We start from the raw sequence: 17,257 nt of genomic DNA, 5'->3' as shown, positions 1-17,257 counted from the left end.
ATGGCAACGATCTCACCGACGTTGGCGATCAACGAGGAGATCGCCCGTCGTACCGCCGCCGGTCTCGACACCGTGCCGCTCGGCTTCGGAGAGGCCAACGTGCCAGTTCACCCCGCCCTCGTACGCAGGCTTGCCGACTCGGCGGCGCGGAACCAGTACGGTCCGGTGGCGGGATCGGCTGCGCTGCTCGAAGCGGCCGCGGGCTACTGGGACCGGCGCGCGCTGCCGACCGGGCCGGCGCAGGTCGTCTCCGGGCCGGGTAGCAAACCCCTGCTGTACGCGCTGTTTCAGGCGCTCGGCGGCCCCGTTGCGCTGCCGAAGCCGAGCTGGGTCAGCTATGCGGCGCAGGCGAGGTTGCTCGGCATCGACGCGCACCTCGTACCCACCGGGCCGAGCGAGGGCGGCGTACCGGATCCCGACCGGCTGGACGCGCTCGCACGAGAGTGCGCGGCCGACGTGCCGCTGCGCGCCGTGCTCGTGACGCTGCCGGACAACCCGACCGGCACGCTGGCGAGTCCCGAGACCATCGGTGAGCTGTGCGCGGCGGCGCGCCGGCACGACCTGACGATCATCTCCGACGAGATCTACCGCGACCTGGTGCACGACGCGGCAGCGACGTACGTCAGCGCGGCAGACCTGGCACCCGAGCGGACGATCATCACCAGCGGGCTCAGCAAGAGCCTCGCGCTCGGTGGCTGGCGGATCGGCGTCGCGCGGTTTCCCGCCGACCCCGCGTACGCGGAGGTCCGAGCGACGGTGCTGACGGCGGCGAGCGAGATCTGGTCGGCCGCGCCGCAACCCGTACAGTCGGCCGCCGCCTGGGCGTACGGCGAACCTGCCGAGCTCGTCGACCACATCGCCCGCGGCCGTCGGCTGCACGGCGCCATCGCCCGCGCGAGCGCCTCGGTGTTCGCGCGGCACGGCGCGCACGTACCCGAGCCCGTGGGAGGCTTCTACGTCTACCCGTCGTTCGACTCCATGCGTGAGCAGCTGCGCGATCGCTGGTCGATCACGACGAGTGCCGGGCTCGCGTCGACTCTGCTCGACCGATTCGGTGTTGCGACGCTGCCGGGTGCGGCGTTCGGCGACGATCCGGAGCGACTCACCCTTCGCGTCGCGACGAGCATGCTGAACGGCGGAGACGACTCGGAACGTACGCGCGCCCTCGAGTCGGAAGATCCGACGACGCTGCCGTGGGTGGCGCGCCGTCTCGATCAGCTCGCCGCGGCCCTGTCTGCGCTCACGTGAAGGACCGATCGTCGATGACGTCGAGGTTCTCGAAGCTCACGTCGTCGACGAGCGTCCGCATCTTCGCGGCCATCTCGTCGGTCTCGGGCAGGTTGGAGTTCTCCATCGCCGATTCGTACGAGTCGAAGAACACCAGTGACACGATGTGACGTTCGTCCTCTCGATCGCGTGCGGTGATCGAGCGGCGCACGGTGTTTCGGCCGTCGGTCGCCCGCTCCCATTCCCTGTGCAGCTCTTCGAGTGCGGTGTCCAGGTCGGACATGTGTGAGTCGATCAGCTGGATGAACATCGGGTCATCTCCTTATGGGCGTACCTCGAGGATGAGGTTGAACGGTGTGGCGGCGACCTGGCGGACATGCGACAGCCCGGCGTCGGCGAGCGCCTCCCGCCATCGCGCGGCGCCTGCCTGTGTGCCGATCGCGTATCCGACGTCCTGCGACAGCGAGTTCGGTGTGCAGATGAACGACGAGGCCGTGTAGTAGATCGCCGCCATCGGGTTCTCGGCGATGTTCGTCTCCCGGTCGTCGAGCGCGAACGGCTCCACCAGCAGGATCGTCCCGCCGGGCGCGAGGTGCTCGCGGGCGTACGCCGCGGCGCCCACCGGATCGCCCATGTCATGCAGACAGTCGAAGAAGCAGATCAGGTCGTACGCACCCGGATAGCCACGCGCGTCGGCAAGAGTGAACTCCACCCGACCGGCGACGTCCGACTCGATCGCACGCAGCCGAGCGGTGTCGATCGATGCCTCGTGGAAGTCGAAGCCGTGCACATACGCCTTCGGGTAGGTCGTCGCCAACACGACGGATGCGGCCCCGTGCCCGCATCCGATGTCGGCGATCGACCCACCCTGCTCGAGACGCTCCTCCACACCGTCGAGGGCGGCGATCCAGCTCGGCAGCTCGGCGCGGTAGCCCGTTCGGAACAGCCACTCGGTGCCGGCGAACAGGTGCTCGTCGTGATCACGCCAGCTCAGCGCTCCGTCGGTGCGGAATGCGTCAACGCATTTCTGGCCGTCGATCGCAACGGCGAGCAACACATTCATCGCACGCGCGATGAACACGGGCGAGTCCTCGTCGGCAAGGGCAACCGCCGTTTCCGCCGAGAGGGCGTACCGATCGCTACCAGCGTCGTAGGCAACGATCGATCCGGCGGCCTGTGCGTCGAGCCACTCCCGGGTGAGTCGCGGATGGGTGTTGGCACGCTCCGCGAGATCGTCGGCCGTCATCGACTCCTCTGCCGCGAGGATCCGATAGAAGCCCAGCTCGTCACCGAGCCAGATGCCGACGCACATCGACAGGCCGGTCATGTACCCGGCCATCTGACCCATCACCTGCTCGACCCGTGCCTCGTCGACGGTATGGCTCGCTGTCGTGCTCATGGTGCTCCTCTCGTCGTATAAGAGTCCGACCGGAGCCGTCGACCGTTACAGGCTTGCGCTTCGTGCGGGTGCGGTCACCAACGACCCAGCTCCGGCCCGAGGTGCCGGCGCAGCCTGGTGCGTGCACGGTGGAGGAGCACGCGTTGGTTGGACGCCGAGACGCCGAGTCGAGCCGCGACCTCGGAGGTGGTGGCGTGCTCGATGTCGTGCAACGTCCACACCGAGCGTTGCGCGTCGGGTAGCTGCGGCAGCACGCGTACGACGGTGCGCATCGCCTGTTGCGCGGTCAGCCGGTCATCTACGGCGTCGGCGCCCGTGTACTCGTGGCCAACGCCGGAGGGTCGGGCGAGCCGGTCGAGCTCGTCGGTGCCCAAGGGCGTTGCGCGTCGCTCGCGGCCGAGCGCGGTCGCTGCCCGGTTGACCAGGATGCGGGTGATCCACGTCAGCAGCGATGACCTGCCCTCGAATCGCTGGATACCTGTGTACACAGCCGTCCAGGTGTCCTGCACGACCTCCTCGGCGACCGCATGGTTGCGTACAAGGAACTCGGCGTGAGCGAGGAGATGCCGTTCGTAACGGCGAACCAGCGTTGTGAACGCCGCCTCGTCCCCCGTGCGGAGGCGGACGACCAGCGGGTCGGCGTCCACCTTCGCAGCGTACGTCCGCAAGACTCCCCGCGGCGCCGAATGGCAGGATCGGAGCATGAGCGACCTGCAATGTGCGTCGACCCTGTTGATCGCGAGACACGGAGAGGCGGAGTACGAGACCGACCGCCTCACCGATGCCGGCGGGTCGCTGTCGCTACGCGGTCGTGAGCAGGCCCGCGAGCTCGGTACGTCGCTACGCGGTCGCCGCATCGCGTACGTCTACTGCAGTCCTCTTGCTCGCGCGGTGCAGAGCGCGGAGATCGCCGCCGGCGTTCTCGGCGTCGGGGTGCGCGTCCGCGAGGGGCTGCAGGAGCTCACGGTCGGTGCGTACGAAGGGCAGCCGGAAGACCTGAGCCTGTTCCGGGAGACGTTCGAGGCGTGGGGCGCGGGCGATCTGAGCGCGACGTACGACGGTGGCGAGTCCGCAGAGCGGGTTGTCGCGCGGGTGCGTGGCGCGCTCGAGTCGATAGTCGACCTGCACCGCGGCGAGACCGTGCTGGTCGTCAGTCACGGCGGTGTCATGGGTCTGGTGCTTCCGCGGTTGGTATCGAACCTGCCGGACGCCCATGCGCACGGACGCGTGATCCCCAACGGTGCCGTTGCGGAACTTCTGGCCGACGCGGACGACTGGCGCTGCGAGCGATGGCCGGATCAGGGCGACGGATAGCCAAGCCACGCCTTCGCAAGGGCAGCCGAACCTGCGTGGATTCGGCGCCGCGTTGGTTCTATCGTCGGTGATGATCGAGCCAACGGGAGGTGGTGGAGCTCAGGCGGCGGGGACCTTGGCCTTCTTCTTGCCACCCTTGACCTTGACGAGTTTTCGCTTCTTCACGGTATAGCCCTTGGGCAGCGTTCCCTCGGAGAGCATGCGAAGCGGGCACCGCTTGCATTTCGGCTTCGAGGTGCAGCACTTCTTCTTGGGCTTCGCCGGCACCACCCCACCGTACCAATAAGGTTAGGCATCCCTAACGGTTACCTCCGTCACAAGGCTATCGAAGGAGTACGACATGGCAGCCCCCAAGTTCGTCTCGGCGCTGACGCAGCAGATCGGACACGAGTTCGCCGCACACCAGCAGTACGTCGCGATCGCAACGTACTACGACGCACTGACGATGCCGCAGATGGCGGCGCTGTTCTACCAGCAGGCGCTCGAGGAGCGCGACCACGCGATGATGATGGTGCAGTACCTCCTCGACGCCGACGAGGACGTCGTGATTCCCGGTGTCGAGACCCCGGCGAGCGGGTACGACGACGTCGTCGCGCCGGTACAGGTCGCGCTCGACCAGGAGAAGCGGGTCACCGAGCAGATCAACGAGCTCACCTCGATCGCGCGTGACGAGAAGGACTTCGCGTCCGACCAGTTCATGCAGTGGTTCATCAAGGAGCAGGTCGAGGAGGTCGCGAAGATGACGGACCTGCTCGCGGTGGTGACCCGCTCCAAGGACGACCTCGAGGCGATCGAGGACTGGGTCGCCCGTGAGGAGACGGGCGAGGCGGACGACCCGACCGCGCCCGCCGTCGCCGGAGCGTAGACCTCCTCGGTCGGTGCGGGCGAGCGCGCGGGAATCAAGCCGCGGGTGCAGGAGTTGCTATAGTTGAACATACAACTATCAAGGAGCAGCGAATGTCCGGCGAACTCCTCGCACCTGACACGACAATGGGCGCCGTCACGCTCGACGTCGCCGATCTCGACGGGATGACGCGGTACTACCGCGACGCTGTCGGCCTGGACGTACTGGCCGCTGCCGACGCGACCGTGACGCTCGGGCGCGGCGTCACGGCGGTGGTGATCCTCCGGCATGCACCGCGGCTGCGACACGCTGGTCCCCGCGAGGCCGGGCTGTTCCACACCGCGATCCTGTTCGACAGCCAGCAGGCGCTGGCCGCCGCGGTGAACTCCGTGGCGCGGATGTACCCCGGCCGATTCACCGGAAGCGCCGATCACCTGGTCAGCAAGGCGTTCTACTTCGACGACCCCGAAGGTAACGGGGTCGAGCTGTACTGGGACCGCGATCGTACGCAGTGGAGCTGGACGCACGGGCAGGTGGAGATGGCGACGGTGTACCTGGACCCGCGCGAGTTCCTTGGCGAGCACCTCACCGAGAGCGGTATGGACGCGCCTGGCATGGGCGGAGCCGTCGTCGGTCACGTCCACCTCTCGGTCGGCGACACCGCGACCGCCCGTGAGTTCTATGTCGACCGGCTCGGTTTCGAGGCGACCGCCAGCCTCGGCAACGAGGCGTTGTTCGTCAGCGCGGGCAGGTACCACCATCACATGGCGATGAACGTCTGGAACAGTCGCGGCGCCGGCCTACGGCAGCCCGCACTCGGCCTCGGCCAGGTCGACATCATCGTGCCGAACGCCGACGAGGTCGGCGCGCTCACCGAGCGGATGAAGCACTACGGGCTGCAGCCCCGCGACGACGGGCGTACGGTCACCGTCGACGACCCGTGGGCCAACCGCGTGCACGTGAGCGTCGCCGCCTGACGGCCCCGTTCACTCGTTCCGCGGCCCGTGCCCATGGGCTGAGCGATCAGACTCTGCGTGGACCGCGGGTCAAACGCGTGTTCCGTGGCGTGTACGTCTGCGCGGATGTGTCGCTCGACTTCGCGACGTACCTCGACGCCGCCCGCCTGGTAGTCGCCGGCGCACCGGCGACGCACGTGACCGGCCTGCGGTGCTACGGGGTCGAGGTCGGTCCGATCCTCCCCCTGCACTTCGCCTCTGCGGGGCGAGAGACCGAGCGGGACGGCATCCACGTGATCCGCCGGATGCGGCTCGCCTGGTTCGAGAACGGCGCTCTGAGTCCGGAGCAATGTTGGCTCGACGCGTGTCTCGATCTCGACCTCGTCGATGCGGTGATCGCGGCCGACTGGCTCATCCATAACGAAGCCACGACGCTCGAACGGCTCACGACGTTCGTCGAAGCGACGGACAATTGGGAGGGGATCCGCAACGCTCGGCTCGCACTGCCGTACGTATGTGAGAAGGTGCGCTCGCCTCGAGAGACCGCGACTCGCCTGATGCTCGTCCTGGCAGGGCTTCCGGAGCCGGACGAGTGCAACCTCGACATCTACGACGGCGATCGCTTCGTCGGCTGCGGCGATCTCGTCTGGCTTGCGTACGTACTCGTCACCGAGTATGACGGACGCCAGCATGCCGAGGACACCAAGCAGTGGAACCACGACCTCGATCGCGTCGAGGGCTTCGAGGACGCCGGATGGCGCTTCTATCGAGTGACGAACCGCCGGTTGCGGGCGCCTCGTCAGGTGGTTCGACGCGTCTACGCAAAGCTCGTGGCGGGCGGATACGCCGGACCGGAACCGGTCTTCGACGAGCCGTGGTCGCGCCTGTTCGAGCGCCGTCCCGCGTACACCCGGTGACATCGAGAGGAGTTCGCGGACTTGTCAGTGGTACAGCGCGATTACGCCACCGAAAAGTCCGCGAACTCCGAAAGACAGGACCTCAGAACAGCCGCAGGGACGGGTCGTCGATGCCGCGCAGGTCGTCGTAGTTCACCGTGACGCACTGGATGCCGCGGTCCTCGGCGAGTACGCGCGCCTGCGGCTTGATCTCCTGCGCCGCGAACATCCCGCGTACCGGCGTGAGGAGCGGGTCGCGGTTCATCAGCTCGAGGTAGCGGGTGAGCTGCTCGACGCCGTCGATCTCGCCTCGCCGCTTGATCTCCACCGCGACGGACCCGCCGGCGTCGTCCTTGCACAGCAGGTCGACGGGCCCGATCGCGGTCATGTACTCGCGGCGTACGAGGCTGATGCCGTCGCCGAGTGCCGTGGGGTGCTCGGCCAGCAGTTCCTGCAGATGCTTCTCGACGCCGTCCTTCTGCAGTCCGGGATCGACGCCGAGCTCGTGCTCGGAGTCGTGCAGGATCTCCTCGATCCGGATCCGCAGCGTGTCGTCGGACTTCGCCGCCGACACCATCCACTCGAGCACGCCGTCATCCTGCGACTCGCGCAACGTACACGGCGGGCTCATCCAGTTCAGCGGCTTGTACGCGCGGTCGTCGGAATGGATGGACACGGAGCCGTCGGACTTGACCAGGATGAGCCGGTTCGCCATCGGCAGATGGGCCGTCAGCCGGCCGGCGTAGTCGACCTGGCAGCGAGCGATTACGAGACGCACCCGCACAGGCTAGTACGACGGCCCCGCGTGACCGATCTCATGGTGCACCACCCCCGTGCATGACAGACTTCGCCCGACGTACGACAGTGTCTTCGTACGGCTGTGACCACTCGACTAGGAGACGATGGATGGCGCGCGAGTTCAATCAGGTTGGCGTGATCGGCCTCGGGACGATGGGTGCCGGCATCGTCGAGGTATTCGCCCGCAACGGCTTCGATGTCGTCGGCGTCGAGCAGGGGACCGAGCAGCTCGAACGCGGGCGTGGCCACATCCAGCACTCCACCGACCGTGCCGTACGCCGCGAGAAGATCACGACTGCCGAGCAGCAGGCGATCTTCGACCATGTCACGTTCACGACCAATATCGACGACGTCGCCGACTGTGACCTCGTCGTCGAGGCCGTTGTGGAGAGCCTCGACCTCAAGCGGGACGTGATCTCCCGCCTCGACAAGATCGTGGGCGACAATGCCGTGCTCGCCACCAACACGTCGTCGCTCTCGGTCACCGAGATCTCCGCCGCGACCGATCATCCGAGCCGCGTCGTCGGCATGCACTTCTTCAACCCGGCGCCGGTGCAGAAGTTCCTCGAGCTCGTACGCACCGTCGTCACGTCTCCCGATGTGATCGAGGATGTCGAGGCACTCGCCGGCAAGCTCGACAAATCGCCCGTCGTGGCCGGCGACAAGGCGGGGTTCATCGCCAACGCGCTGCTGTTCGGCTACCTCAACCACGCCGCGTCGATGTACGACAGCCAGTACGCCAGCCGTGAGGACATCGACGCCGCCATGCGGTTCGGCTGCGGCTACCCGATGGGACCGCTCGCTCTGCTCGACCTGATCGGTCTCGACACGGCGTACGAGATCCTCGACACGATGTATCGGCAGGGCCGCGACCGTCTGCACGCGCCGGCTCCCGTACTCAAGCAGATGGTCACCGCCGGGTTGCTCGGCCGCAAGAGCGGCCGCGGTTTCTACACGTACGAAGCGCCGGACTCGCCGGTCGTCGTCGCCGACTCCCTGACGCCGTCCGCCGACTCCGCACCGCAGCTGCGCCGCGACATCGCGAAGGTCGGTGTGATCGGCACGGGCACGATGGCCTCCGGCATCGTCGAGGTCTTCGCGAAGGCGGGCTACGACGTGACCTACGTCGGGCGTTCGGCGACGAAGGTCGATGCGGTACGCGAGCGCATCACCCGCTCGCTCGACAAGGCGATCCAGCGCGGCAAGCTCGACGAGGACGCGAAGTCCGATGTGCTCGGACACCTCACCGGCACGACCGAGCTCGAGGCGATGGCCGACGTCGACATCGTCGTCGAGGCGATCGCGGAGGACCTCGACATCAAGAAGGCGCTGTTCGAGAACCTCGACGAGATCTGCAAGCCCGGTGCGATCCTGGCGACCACGACCTCGTCGCTGCCGGTGATCGAGTGCGCATCGGTCACGAAGCGGCCGGACGACGTGATCGGCATGCACTTCTTCAACCCCGCGCCGGTGATGAAGCTGGTCGAGGTCGTGTCGACCGTACGTACCAACGCCGATGTCGCGGAGACCGTGCTCGCCCTGTGCGCCAACGTCGGAAAGCATGCCGTCTCGTGCGGCGACCGCGCGGGCTTCATCGTCAACGCGCTGCTGTTCCCGTACCTCAACGACGCCGTACGCATGGTCGAGGCGCACTACGCCACCGCGGACGACATCGACACGGCGATGAAGCTCGGCTGTGCCCTGCCGATGGGACCGTTCGAGCTGCTCGACGTGGTCGGCAATGACGTGTCGCTCGCGATCCAGCGCACGCTCTACCTCGAGTTCCGCGAGCCGGGGTTCGCGCCGGCACCGCTGCTGGAGCATCTCGTGACGGCGGGGTACCTGGGTCGCAAGACGCAGCGGGGGTTCCGCGACTACTCGGCGTGAGGCAGTCGATACTGAGCCGCATGGACGTCGAGACGAAGGCCGCGCACGCGCGGGTACGTACGGGCAACTACGAGGTAGTTGTCGCGGTCTTCTGTTCGCTGCTGCTGATCTCGAACATCAGCGCCGTCAAGTTGATCGGGTTCGACCTCGGTCCGTGGCAGATCGTCACCGACGGCGGGGCGTTCCTGTTCCCGCTGACGTACATCCTCGGCGACGTGCTCGCCGAGGTGTTCGGCTTTCGCGCCGCCCGCCGGGCGATCGTCATCGGCTTCGCCGTGTCGGTGCTGGCTTCGCTGTCGTTCTTCGTCGTGCAGCACGCACCGGCCGCAGCCGACTGGGAGAACCAGGAGGCGTTCGAGTCGATCCTCGGCTTCGTACCGCGGATCGTGCTCGCCAGCATGGCCGGCTACCTCGTCGGACAGCTGATGAACGCGTACGTCCTCGTCGCGATCAAGAAGCGCACCCGCGAGGGCAACCTGTGGGCGCGGCTGCTCGGGTCGACGGTCGTCGGGGAGTTCTTCGACACCCTGGTGTTCTGCACGATCGCGTTCTACGGCGTGATCACCGGTGGCACGTTCGCCAACTACGTCATCACCGGGTACGTCTACAAGGTGACCATCGAGGTGGTGTTCCTGCCGGTGACGTATGCGGTGATCGGCTGGATCAAGAGGCGCGAGCCGACGTACGCCTGAGTCACCGCTGGTCGAGTACGTGCATCCGCTCGAACTCGCCGATCAGCCGGCGAGCGATGGCGGCATGACTGGAGGCCGTCGGATGAATCGCGTCGACGGTGGGCAGGCGGCTCACCATTCGGTTCCAGGCCGGCGTCGACGTATCGACGACGTCGGCGTCCACCGAGGCTGCCGCATTGCGGAGCACACCGCCGATCCTGCCGTAGTCGGCGCCGGTGTCGCCGAGCAGGAACGGCAGCACGACGACCAGGCGTGCGTCCGGAAAGGCCCCGCGAGCGCGGTCGAGATAGGACGCGACCGCCTCGCGGAACGGCCCGATCGCGGCATCGCGATCGTTGCGTCCGGCGTCGACGACGACGAGGTCGGGGCCGAACGCCTCGGCGGTGCGCCCGAGCCGTTCGCCGAGGGGTACGTATGCCTCGTTGGTCCGATGTCCGGCGTTGACGAACCCCGTGCCGCTCTGTGCGTCGAGCTGACAGGTCCAGCCCAGCGCGTCGGACACGAGGCACGGGTAGCCGCGGGCAGGTCCCTCGGCGCCGACTCCGATGGTGTAGCTGTCGCCGACCCACAGGGCTTCGGGTGCATCCGGTGCCGACTGGCGGATCGGTGTCACCGGACCGCCGACGGACTCGGACTCGGCGCGCCAGGGGCCCGTCGTTGCCGCGAGGACCACGAGGACTCCGACGGTGAGGAGCACAGCGAGCGCGGACACGTACGGCCGGGTGCGGAGCCGCGTGTGGAGCCGTGCCGAGTACATGGGTCAACTCTAGGGCCCGCCGCGACCGGTCGGCTCAGCCGTAGTAGCGACCGAGGAACTCCTCGCGGAACGCGTCGAACGTACCGTCGGCGATGCTGACGCGGATGTCGTCGACGAGCCGCACGATGAAGCGTTCGTTGTGGATGGTCGCGAGCGTTGCGGAGATCATCTCGTTGGTCTTGAACGCGTGGTGGAGGTACGCGCGCGAGTAGTTGCGGCAGGTGTAGCAGTCGCAGGTCTCGTCGATGGGGGAGAGGTCGCGGCGCGAGCGGGCGGTGACGACGTTGAACCGGCCGTCGCGTCCGAACACCCGTCCGCTGCGGGCAACGCGGGACGCCGAGACGCAGTCGAAGGTGTCGGCGCCGTTCTCGATCGCGGTGAACAGGTCGTCGGGCTCGCCGATGCCGAGCAGATGGCGCGGCTTGTCGTCGGGGAGCTCCTCGTTGACCCACGAGACGATGGTGCCGAGCTCGGTCTTCTCCAGCGCGCCGCCGATGCCGAAGCCGTCGAAGTCCATCGAGGCGATGTCGCGCGCCGCCGTACGCCGGAGGTCTTCGTACTGCGCGCCCTGCACGATTCCGAACAACGCCTGCGCCGGCCGGTGCGTACGTTCGGCGGCGAGCCGTTCGTGCTCGACGACGCATCGCTTGGCCCAGGCGTGCGTACGCTCCAGCGAGCGCTCCTGGTAGCCGCGGGTGTTGAGCAGGGTCGTGCACTCGTCGAAGGCGAAGATGACGTCGGCGCCGAGGTTGTGCTGGATGCGCATCGACTCCTCGGGCGTGAACCGGTGCATCGACCCGTCGATATGCGATTTGAACGTCACGCCGTCGTCGTCGACATGGGCGAGGCGCTCTTTGCCCGCGGCGATGACGTCGTCGTGACGCGCGGTGCTGCTGTCCATCGACAGCACCTTCTTGAAGCCGGCGCCGAGCGACATCACCTGGAATCCACCGGAGTCGGTGAACGTCGGGCCGCGCCAGTTCATGAACGCGCCGAGTCCGCCGGCCTCGTAGATCAGATCGTCGCCGGGCTGGAGGTACAGGTGGTACGCGTTCGCGAGGATCGCCTGGGCACCGAGGTCGCTCATCGACTCCGGGAGAACCGACTTGACCGTGGCCCGCGTACCGACGGGGATGAACGCCGGGGTCTCGATGTCGCCGTGCGGGGTACGGATCGTGCCGGTACGGCCGAGGCGACCGGGCAGGCGGTGGTGGACGGAGAAGTACGCGGACACGCATCCATCAAACCAGGCGTTGGTGGATGCGGGTCAGTGGCCGCTGACAACTGCGGCCACCACCGTGAGAACCGCGACCGCCGCAAGCGCGCAAGGGGGCAGAGCTCGAAAGATCGGGTCGCCCGAGCGGAGATGGGCACGGGCAGCGAGGGCGAGCAGCACCACCAAGCCGATAGCCGAGGCTGCGCCGATCGGCATCCAGGCCAGGCCGAGCAGGAGGCCTACGGCCGCGGAAACCTCGAGGAGGCCGACGAAGCGGAAGGTCCGTGCGGTGTACCCCAACCGATTCGCCTGGGCGACCACGGGTGGCGCCGACACCAACTTCGCCGCTCCGGCACCGCCAAGGACGGCTGCGAGCAGCATCGAGTTCGTCACATAGGTTGCCCACATCCTCAGACCCTGGCCGCCGCCGTGAGACCGCCGTCCACCGTCAGGATCACACCGCTGGTGTACGCAGACCGGTCGGACGCGAGGAACGCGATCGCGTCGGCGATCTCTCGGGTGGAGGCCGGGCGACCGAGGGGAAAGCGGGCCAGGAGCTCTCGATAGCGCTCCGCGTCGCCGAGATGACTCCGTGCCATCGATCGGGTCAGGGTGACAATTCGCTCGGTGTCGACGGGTGCCGGGCTGACGCCGACGACGCGGATGCCATCGGCGAGGCTCGCTCCACCCAGCGTGCGGGTGAATGCGACGAGTGCGGCGTTACCGGTCGAGCCGGCGATGTACGCCGGGTCGTACCGTTCCGCGGAAGCCCCGATGTTGTTGACGACGACTCCGCCACCGAGCTCCTTCATCCGTGCGTAGACGCGGCGCGTGACGCTTATGTAGCCGAATACCTTGAGCTCGAACGCCGAGCGCCAGGAGGCGTCGTCGAGGTCGGCGAGGGTCCCGCCGGGAATGTCGCCGGCGTTGTTCACGAGGATGTCGACGTCGCCCGCTGTTGCCACGAGGTCGGCGATCGCAGACGGGTTGCGCAGGTCCACCGGATGAGCAGTGGCGGAGACGCCGTACGTCGTGCGTACGCGTTCTGCCGCGGCCGTGAGGGCGGACCCCTCCCGTGCGACCAGGCGGATGTCGCATCCGGCCTCAGCCAGGACGTCGGCCACGGCCGCGCCGATTCCGCGCGACGCGCCGGTCACGAGCGCCGTGCGGCCCTCGAGATGGAGATCCATATGTGTCCTTTCATTACGGAAATATGCGCTTCCGTTATAGCCGCGACGGTAACGGAAGTCAATGATTCCGTTACCGTCGAGGTATGGAGCAGACCAAGGGCCCGGGGCGGCCGCTCGATCCCGCGGTCGGCGATGCGGCACTGGATGCAACGCGCGCGCTGCTGGAGGAGAACGGGTATGCCGGCCTCCGGGTCGCCGACGTCGCGCGCCGAGCCGGCATCGGGCTCGGTGCGCTCTACCGTCGCTGGCCCGACAAGCGCAGCCTCGTGCTCGAGGCGCTCCGCGGCGCGGTCTCGGCGCTCGAGGTGCCCGAGAGCGACGATCCGGTCGCAGATCTGCGGCGCAGCCTCGAGCTCCTTGCCGAGGCCTTCGCCAGCCGGTCTCGGCCGCTGCTCGCGACGGTGATCAGCGGGACCGACCCAGAACTCGCCGCAGTCATTCGTGAGGCCAAGATCGTCCCGCTGTACGAGGCCAACCGTGCCCGTCTGCAGCGTGTTGTCGGCGACGTACCCGGACTCGCCACCCGAGCCGACATCGGACCGGGCCTCGTGCTACTCGACCTTCTCGTCCGTGGCCGGACTCCGTCGACTCGACGGATCCGCGACGAGATCCTCCCGCTGATGCTGGAGGTGCCTCCGGCGGATCGTCGCTGACCGCCCTCTGCGGGTGGGTCCACAGGCTGAGGGATTAGAACATACTTGCGATAACAGGGTTAGGTGTGGTACCGTTGGTGCTCCGCCGAAGGGAGGTCAGACGTTGAGCGAGACGATCGAGTGCCGGACGCGTGAGGTAGATCTTGCTCCGCGGCATGCGACATTCCCGGCCTTCTCGGCCGTTGAGCTCAGCGGCTTCGAATCGTGCGATCCGGGTGTGACCGGCGTTGTCGAGCTGATCGATGCGGTGTGGAATGCCGACCCCGACGATCCGGACGAGCGCGCGTACCTGAGCCGGGTCGTCGAGCGGTTCGACCGCGATGCGGATGACGCAGACGGCGTCGATCGCATCGCCGAGCTGGAGCGGTCGATCCGTTCCCTGCAAGGCGAGCAGCTCAAGCTGATCGCCGAATTCTCCGACGCCTCGCTTCGCTCCGACCGCGACGACCCCCGGATCGACCCGCGCATCGTCGGGGTCGCGCGTTGTCTCGAGATCGGACTGGCGACGAGCTCGTCGACCCAGGCGGCCCAGTACAAGATCTCGCTCGCGGTCTCGGCGGTCGTCGACCATCCGCTGACCCTCGACTTCCTGTGCAACGGCACGGTCTCGCTGAGCGCACTCCGGGAGGTCGTGGCCGCGACCAAAGGTCTCGACGAGTCCGATCGCCAGGCGGTCGACCGCAAGATCGCCGCGGACATCGCCGGCGGACTCACCGTTCCACGTAAGCTCTCGCAGGCGGCTCGCCGGCACGCGCTGAGGCTCGATGCCGAGGCGGCCCGCAAGCGGGCCGAACATGCTCGTACCGACCGATCGGTGAGCATGCAGGAGGGCCCCGACGGCACGGCCCACGTGGCCGTGGGCACCACGGCCGAGAAGGCCGTCGAGTGCATGGCGGTGCTCGACGACGCGGCACGCGCGATGAAGCGCGCGGGGGATCCGCGCACGGTGTCCCAGCTCCGCTCCGATATCGCCGTCGAGCGCATCACCGGCCGGATGATGACCGAGACGCCCGACGTCGAGCTCCAGATCGTGGTCTCCGCGCGTACGCTCTTCGGGCTCGACGAAGAGCCGGGTCTGTTGCGCGGGTTCGGGCCGATACCCTCCGCGCTTGCGCTTGCGCTCGGAGATTCACCGAACACCTGGATGCGCCGCCTGGTTGCTCATCCGCGCACGCAGCACCTGATCGCCGCAGACCCCGATCGTCGGCGCTTCGGCGATGCGCTGCGGCACTTCCTCACGTGGACCTACCAGGGCTGCACGGTCGGTACGTGTGCGTCATCCGCCCGCCACATCGACCACCTGATCGACTACGCCCGAGGTGGAAAGACCACCCTCGAGGGCGGTCAGCCCGTGTGCGAGCGGCACAACTACGACAAGCTCCACCCCGATGTCTCCGTCGACCGCGATCTCGACGGCACCATCACCTGGACGATGCCATCGGGGCGCTCGTACGAGACGCACCCGCCGCCCGTGCTCGGGCCGGGGAGCGCCGATCCGCCGTACTGAGGCGGTACTACCATCGGCGCATGCCGGACGAGTCGTTCACGATCGAGGTGCTCGCGCGTCGTACCGGCATGACCGTACGAGCGCTGCGGTCGTGGAACTCCAAGGGCCTACTGCAGCCGCCGGAGATCAAGAGACGTACGGGTTACTACACCGACCGGCACGTCCGCCGCGTGGAGCACGTTCGCGCGCTGATCGGCGAGGGGTACAACCTCGGTGTGATCGCCAGGATGCTCGCGACCGCGGACGACGAAGGATCCGTCGTCGCATTCGCGCAGGCCGTCGTCTCGAGCCACGGCGACCGAGACCAAGAGCTGGTCGTCACGCCCGACGACATCGCCGCGCCGTGGCACGGTGCGATCCCCGACCACTTCGTCGACGACCTGGTGGCGCTCGGCCTCCTCGAGCCGATCGGCGGCGGGCGCTTCCGGGTCGCGAGTCCGCGGCTGTTCCGGATCACCGAACGCCTTGCGGCCGAGGGCATCCCGGCACCCGCCGTGCTCGAGGTGACGCGCGCGCTCAGCGTCGAGTCGGATCGAATCGCGCGCGCGTACCTCGACCTCTTCGTCCGGCATGTGTGGGGTGGCTGGGACGACGCCCTCGATACCGAGCGCGACTGGGACGCGCTACGCGAGCGGATGCTCCGCCTGCGCGAGCTGTCCGGCGAGGCGACGTCGGCGATGGTGGCGCTGCAGCTCGACCGACTCACCGAGTCGCACATCGCCGAAGTCAGCGACTGAGCCGCGACTTCGTACGAAGGATCCCGCGTACGGTGCGCAGCCGGCCCGCTCGGCGCCTCGCGTACGCGCGAGCGATCTCGTAGAAGCGATCGACGTTGTCGTTGCGCTCGGCCACCTGACCCGTGAGCAGGGCATCGATGACGTTGTTCGCCGCGGCCAGCTCGACGGCCGGCTCCACGGCGTCCGGGTCGGTCCAGTCGTCGTACCGAACGGGCCGTAGCTCGTCGAGATCGCCCACGATGTCATAGCCACGCGCCCGTACGTCATCGATCCAGCGCCGCGAGATCTCGGCCACCCAGTCGTACTCGGCGGGATCGAGTCGGATCCGGATGGGATCGTCGGCGCGCTCGGCCATCGCGCGTACGAGGCGATCGCGGACGAACTCCGCATACGCTCCGGCGTCGACTGCGTCGGGACGAACACGCGTGTTGATCCCGCGAAGCACCCGCGCCTCGGCCGCGCCGAGCCGGGTGTTGCCGCGTTGCGGCGGAGTGGGAACCCATGCCGGCTCGATGCCCATCGCGGTCAGCATCCGCGTACGCAGGACATCGGGATCGGCCGTCGAGGGCGGCACCGTGACGATGTGTACGCGCTCCGGCGAGGTCAGCGCGCCCCATCGCTCGGCGGCCGTCGGCCAGTCCTGGACCGCCCAGAAGCCGCGCGCGACGCGCCTGGTCGGCGGATCTGCGTGCAATGCCTCGACGAATGCGGAGAACGACAGCCTGGCCCGGTGCTTCACGGCCTCCTGCCAACCGGACGGGACCTGCCGGCCGAGATCGCGAACGCTCACCACGACATCGAACGCGGGCGCGCCGAGCGTGCTCGCCGCGCGCGCGACCTGCTCCGGCTCGGCGCGGCTGAGGATCTCGTTCGAGATGATCGCGGTTCCGCGATGCCGGCGTACCTGCGCCGCGAGCCGGTCCCATGCGCCGCGGCTGTCATCGGTGCTCTCGTCGAGGAGATCGAGCCCGGCCCGATACTGGTGGTCGAACGCGCCACCCGGGACGAGTACGTCGTGGCGACGCAGCGACTCGGCGTTGCGGGCGAGCATGTCCTGCACCATCGACGTGCCCGTCTTCGGGGTGCCGACATGCAGCACGATCCGGTCCGCCATCGATTCGTCCTCTCGTTGCTCGACGTGAACGACCCGGACGCCTTGAGGCGCCCGGGTCGTTCACGGAAAT

Annotated in this window: 20 protein-coding genes; 10 read left to right on the top strand and 10 right to left on the bottom strand. The window is 67.9% G+C overall.

Translation table 11 applies throughout. The annotated features are described in order from the left end of the window. A complete protein-coding gene (locus tag L0C25_RS02500; RefSeq protein ID WP_271634807.1) occupies nucleotides 1–1,248 on the top strand; it encodes a pyridoxal phosphate-dependent aminotransferase in 1,248 nt (415 codons plus the stop codon). On the opposite strand, the gene L0C25_RS02495 is transcribed toward L0C25_RS02500, so the two are convergent. The 3 genes from L0C25_RS02495 to L0C25_RS02485 form a co-directional block, all read right to left on the bottom strand. Next, the gene (locus tag L0C25_RS02495) at nucleotides 1,241–1,537 is read right to left on the bottom strand and encodes a hypothetical protein (RefSeq protein WP_271634806.1); all 297 of its coding nucleotides are present in this window, start codon (nucleotides 1,535–1,537) and stop codon (nucleotides 1,241–1,243) included. The genes L0C25_RS02500 and L0C25_RS02495 overlap by 8 nt on opposite strands. A gap of 12 nt (nucleotides 1,538–1,549) precedes the next feature. After that, on the bottom strand, nucleotides 1,550–2,626 hold the full coding sequence (locus L0C25_RS02490; protein ID WP_271634805.1) for a class I SAM-dependent methyltransferase: 1,077 nt from the start codon (nucleotides 2,624–2,626) through the stop codon (nucleotides 1,550–1,552). Nucleotides 2,627–2,700: 74 nt separating this feature from the next. Further along, nucleotides 2,701–3,273 (bottom strand): RNA polymerase sigma factor, encoded by a 573-nt coding sequence (locus L0C25_RS02485; protein ID WP_271634804.1) that lies wholly within the window; start codon nucleotides 3,271–3,273, stop codon nucleotides 2,701–2,703. Between the two features lie 55 nt (nucleotides 3,274–3,328). Between L0C25_RS02485 and L0C25_RS02480 the strand changes: the two genes are divergently transcribed. Beyond that, nucleotides 3,329–3,940 carry a histidine phosphatase family protein gene (locus L0C25_RS02480; RefSeq protein ID WP_271634803.1) on the top strand — a complete coding sequence of 204 codons (612 nt, stop codon included), beginning with the start codon at nucleotides 3,329–3,331 and terminating at the stop codon, nucleotides 3,938–3,940. Between the two features lie 99 nt (nucleotides 3,941–4,039). On the opposite strand, the gene L0C25_RS02475 is transcribed toward L0C25_RS02480, so the two are convergent. Continuing rightward, nucleotides 4,040–4,207, bottom strand: a complete 168-nt coding sequence (locus L0C25_RS02475) for a hypothetical protein (RefSeq protein ID WP_271634802.1) — start codon at nucleotides 4,205–4,207, stop codon at nucleotides 4,040–4,042. A gap of 73 nt (nucleotides 4,208–4,280) precedes the next feature. Between L0C25_RS02475 and L0C25_RS02470 the strand changes: the two genes are divergently transcribed. The 3 genes from L0C25_RS02470 (at nucleotide 4,281) to L0C25_RS02460 (ending at nucleotide 6,657) form a co-directional block, all read left to right on the top strand. Next, nucleotides 4,281–4,805 carry a ferritin gene (locus tag L0C25_RS02470; protein ID WP_271634801.1) on the top strand — a complete coding sequence of 175 codons (525 nt, stop codon included), beginning with the start codon at nucleotides 4,281–4,283 and terminating at the stop codon, nucleotides 4,803–4,805. Nucleotides 4,806–4,897: 92 nt separating this feature from the next. Next, nucleotides 4,898–5,761 (top strand): VOC family protein, encoded by an 864-nt coding sequence (locus tag L0C25_RS02465; protein ID WP_271634800.1) that lies wholly within the window; start codon nucleotides 4,898–4,900, stop codon nucleotides 5,759–5,761. Nucleotides 5,762–5,838: 77 nt separating this feature from the next. Continuing rightward, nucleotides 5,839–6,657: a hypothetical protein gene (locus L0C25_RS02460; RefSeq protein ID WP_271634799.1), complete on the top strand. Its 819-nt coding sequence runs from the start codon at nucleotides 5,839–5,841 to the stop codon at nucleotides 6,655–6,657. Between the two features lie 82 nt (nucleotides 6,658–6,739). Here the strand turns inward: L0C25_RS02460 and nucS are convergent, their stop codons facing one another. After that, nucleotides 6,740–7,414 (bottom strand): endonuclease NucS, encoded by a 675-nt coding sequence (nucS, locus tag L0C25_RS02455; RefSeq protein ID WP_271634798.1) that lies wholly within the window; start codon nucleotides 7,412–7,414, stop codon nucleotides 6,740–6,742. A 128-nt stretch (nucleotides 7,415–7,542) separates the two neighbouring features. Here nucS and L0C25_RS02450 point away from each other — a divergent pair, with 128 nt between their 5' ends. Then, complete coding sequence (locus L0C25_RS02450) at nucleotides 7,543–9,321, top strand: 3-hydroxyacyl-CoA dehydrogenase family protein (RefSeq protein ID WP_271634797.1); 1,779 nt, start codon at nucleotides 7,543–7,545, stop codon at nucleotides 9,319–9,321. A gap of 20 nt (nucleotides 9,322–9,341) precedes the next feature. Continuing rightward, a complete protein-coding gene (locus L0C25_RS02445; RefSeq protein WP_271634796.1) occupies nucleotides 9,342–10,013 on the top strand; it encodes a queuosine precursor transporter in 672 nt (223 codons plus the stop codon). Between the two features lies 1 nt (nucleotide 10,014). Here the strand turns inward: L0C25_RS02445 and L0C25_RS02440 are convergent, their stop codons facing one another. Genes L0C25_RS02440 through L0C25_RS02425 form a run of 4 tightly spaced genes read right to left on the bottom strand, consistent with a single transcriptional unit; the run spans nucleotide 10,015 to nucleotide 13,176 of the window. Further along, complete coding sequence (locus L0C25_RS02440; protein ID WP_271634795.1) at nucleotides 10,015–10,770, bottom strand: SGNH/GDSL hydrolase family protein; 756 nt, start codon at nucleotides 10,768–10,770, stop codon at nucleotides 10,015–10,017. Between the two features lie 34 nt (nucleotides 10,771–10,804). Next, entirely contained in the window at nucleotides 10,805–12,004 is a 1,200-nt protein-coding gene (gene tgt, locus L0C25_RS02435; protein ID WP_271634794.1) for a tRNA guanosine(34) transglycosylase Tgt, read from the bottom strand. Between the two features lie 33 nt (nucleotides 12,005–12,037). Continuing rightward, a complete protein-coding gene (locus L0C25_RS02430; RefSeq protein ID WP_271634793.1) occupies nucleotides 12,038–12,394 on the bottom strand; it encodes a DoxX family protein in 357 nt (118 codons plus the stop codon). A gap of 2 nt (nucleotides 12,395–12,396) precedes the next feature. Further along, nucleotides 12,397–13,176 carry a short-chain dehydrogenase/reductase gene (locus L0C25_RS02425; RefSeq protein ID WP_271634792.1) on the bottom strand — a complete coding sequence of 260 codons (780 nt, stop codon included), beginning with the start codon at nucleotides 13,174–13,176 and terminating at the stop codon, nucleotides 12,397–12,399. Between the two features lie 83 nt (nucleotides 13,177–13,259). On the opposite strand from L0C25_RS02425, the gene L0C25_RS02420 reads away from it, so the two are divergent. From L0C25_RS02420 to L0C25_RS02410, 3 genes are all read left to right on the top strand, one after another. Further along, on the top strand, nucleotides 13,260–13,829 hold the full coding sequence (locus L0C25_RS02420; protein WP_271634791.1) for a TetR/AcrR family transcriptional regulator: 570 nt from the start codon (nucleotides 13,260–13,262) through the stop codon (nucleotides 13,827–13,829). 217 nt (nucleotides 13,830–14,046) lie between these two features. Further along, nucleotides 14,047–15,336, top strand: coding sequence for an HNH endonuclease (locus L0C25_RS02415; RefSeq protein WP_271634790.1), 1,290 nt, complete (start codon nucleotides 14,047–14,049; stop codon nucleotides 15,334–15,336). A 20-nt stretch (nucleotides 15,337–15,356) separates the two neighbouring features. After that, complete coding sequence (locus L0C25_RS02410) at nucleotides 15,357–16,073, top strand: MerR family transcriptional regulator (protein ID WP_271634789.1); 717 nt, start codon at nucleotides 15,357–15,359, stop codon at nucleotides 16,071–16,073. Here the strand turns inward: L0C25_RS02410 and L0C25_RS02405 are convergent. Continuing rightward, the gene (locus L0C25_RS02405) at nucleotides 16,063–17,187 is read right to left on the bottom strand and encodes a hypothetical protein (protein WP_271634788.1); all 1,125 of its coding nucleotides are present in this window, start codon (nucleotides 17,185–17,187) and stop codon (nucleotides 16,063–16,065) included. The two genes, L0C25_RS02410 and L0C25_RS02405, sit on opposite strands and share 11 nt — an antisense overlap. Nucleotides 17,188–17,257: the final 70 nt, after the last annotated feature.

It is taken from the genome of Solicola gregarius, from assembly GCF_025790165.1.
GTDB classification, from domain to species: Bacteria; Actinomycetota; Actinomycetes; order Propionibacteriales; family Nocardioidaceae; genus Solicola; species Solicola gregarius.
The sequence above is the reverse complement of the archived record's forward strand: the minus strand, read 5'-3'. Positions and strand labels throughout refer to the sequence as shown.

Excerpts from the sequence above, each read along its gene's own strand:
- L0C25_RS02500 (WP_271634807.1), top strand. The coding sequence starts at position 1 with ATGGCAACGATCTCACCGACGTTGGCGATCAACGAGGAGATCGCCCGT.
- L0C25_RS02495 (WP_271634806.1), bottom strand. The coding sequence starts at position 1,537 with ATGTTCATCCAGCTGATCGACTCACACATGTCCGACCTGGACACCGCA.
- L0C25_RS02490 (WP_271634805.1), bottom strand. The coding sequence starts at position 2,626 with ATGAGCACGACAGCGAGCCATACCGTCGACGAGGCACGGGTCGAGCAG.
- L0C25_RS02480 (WP_271634803.1), top strand. The coding sequence starts at position 3,329 with ATGAGCGACCTGCAATGTGCGTCGACCCTGTTGATCGCGAGACACGGA.
- L0C25_RS02470 (WP_271634801.1), top strand. The coding sequence starts at position 4,281 with ATGGCAGCCCCCAAGTTCGTCTCGGCGCTGACGCAGCAGATCGGACAC.
- L0C25_RS02465 (WP_271634800.1), top strand. The coding sequence starts at position 4,898 with ATGTCCGGCGAACTCCTCGCACCTGACACGACAATGGGCGCCGTCACG.
- L0C25_RS02450 (WP_271634797.1), top strand. The coding sequence starts at position 7,543 with ATGGCGCGCGAGTTCAATCAGGTTGGCGTGATCGGCCTCGGGACGATG.
- L0C25_RS02445 (WP_271634796.1), top strand. The coding sequence starts at position 9,342 with ATGGACGTCGAGACGAAGGCCGCGCACGCGCGGGTACGTACGGGCAAC.
- L0C25_RS02440 (WP_271634795.1), bottom strand. The coding sequence starts at position 10,770 with ATGTACTCGGCACGGCTCCACACGCGGCTCCGCACCCGGCCGTACGTG.
- L0C25_RS02430 (WP_271634793.1), bottom strand. The coding sequence starts at position 12,394 with ATGTGGGCAACCTATGTGACGAACTCGATGCTGCTCGCAGCCGTCCTT.
- L0C25_RS02425 (WP_271634792.1), bottom strand. The coding sequence starts at position 13,176 with ATGGATCTCCATCTCGAGGGCCGCACGGCGCTCGTGACCGGCGCGTCG.
- L0C25_RS02420 (WP_271634791.1), top strand. The coding sequence starts at position 13,260 with ATGGAGCAGACCAAGGGCCCGGGGCGGCCGCTCGATCCCGCGGTCGGC.
- L0C25_RS02410 (WP_271634789.1), top strand. The coding sequence starts at position 15,357 with ATGCCGGACGAGTCGTTCACGATCGAGGTGCTCGCGCGTCGTACCGGC.
- L0C25_RS02405 (WP_271634788.1), bottom strand. The coding sequence starts at position 17,187 with ATGGCGGACCGGATCGTGCTGCATGTCGGCACCCCGAAGACGGGCACG.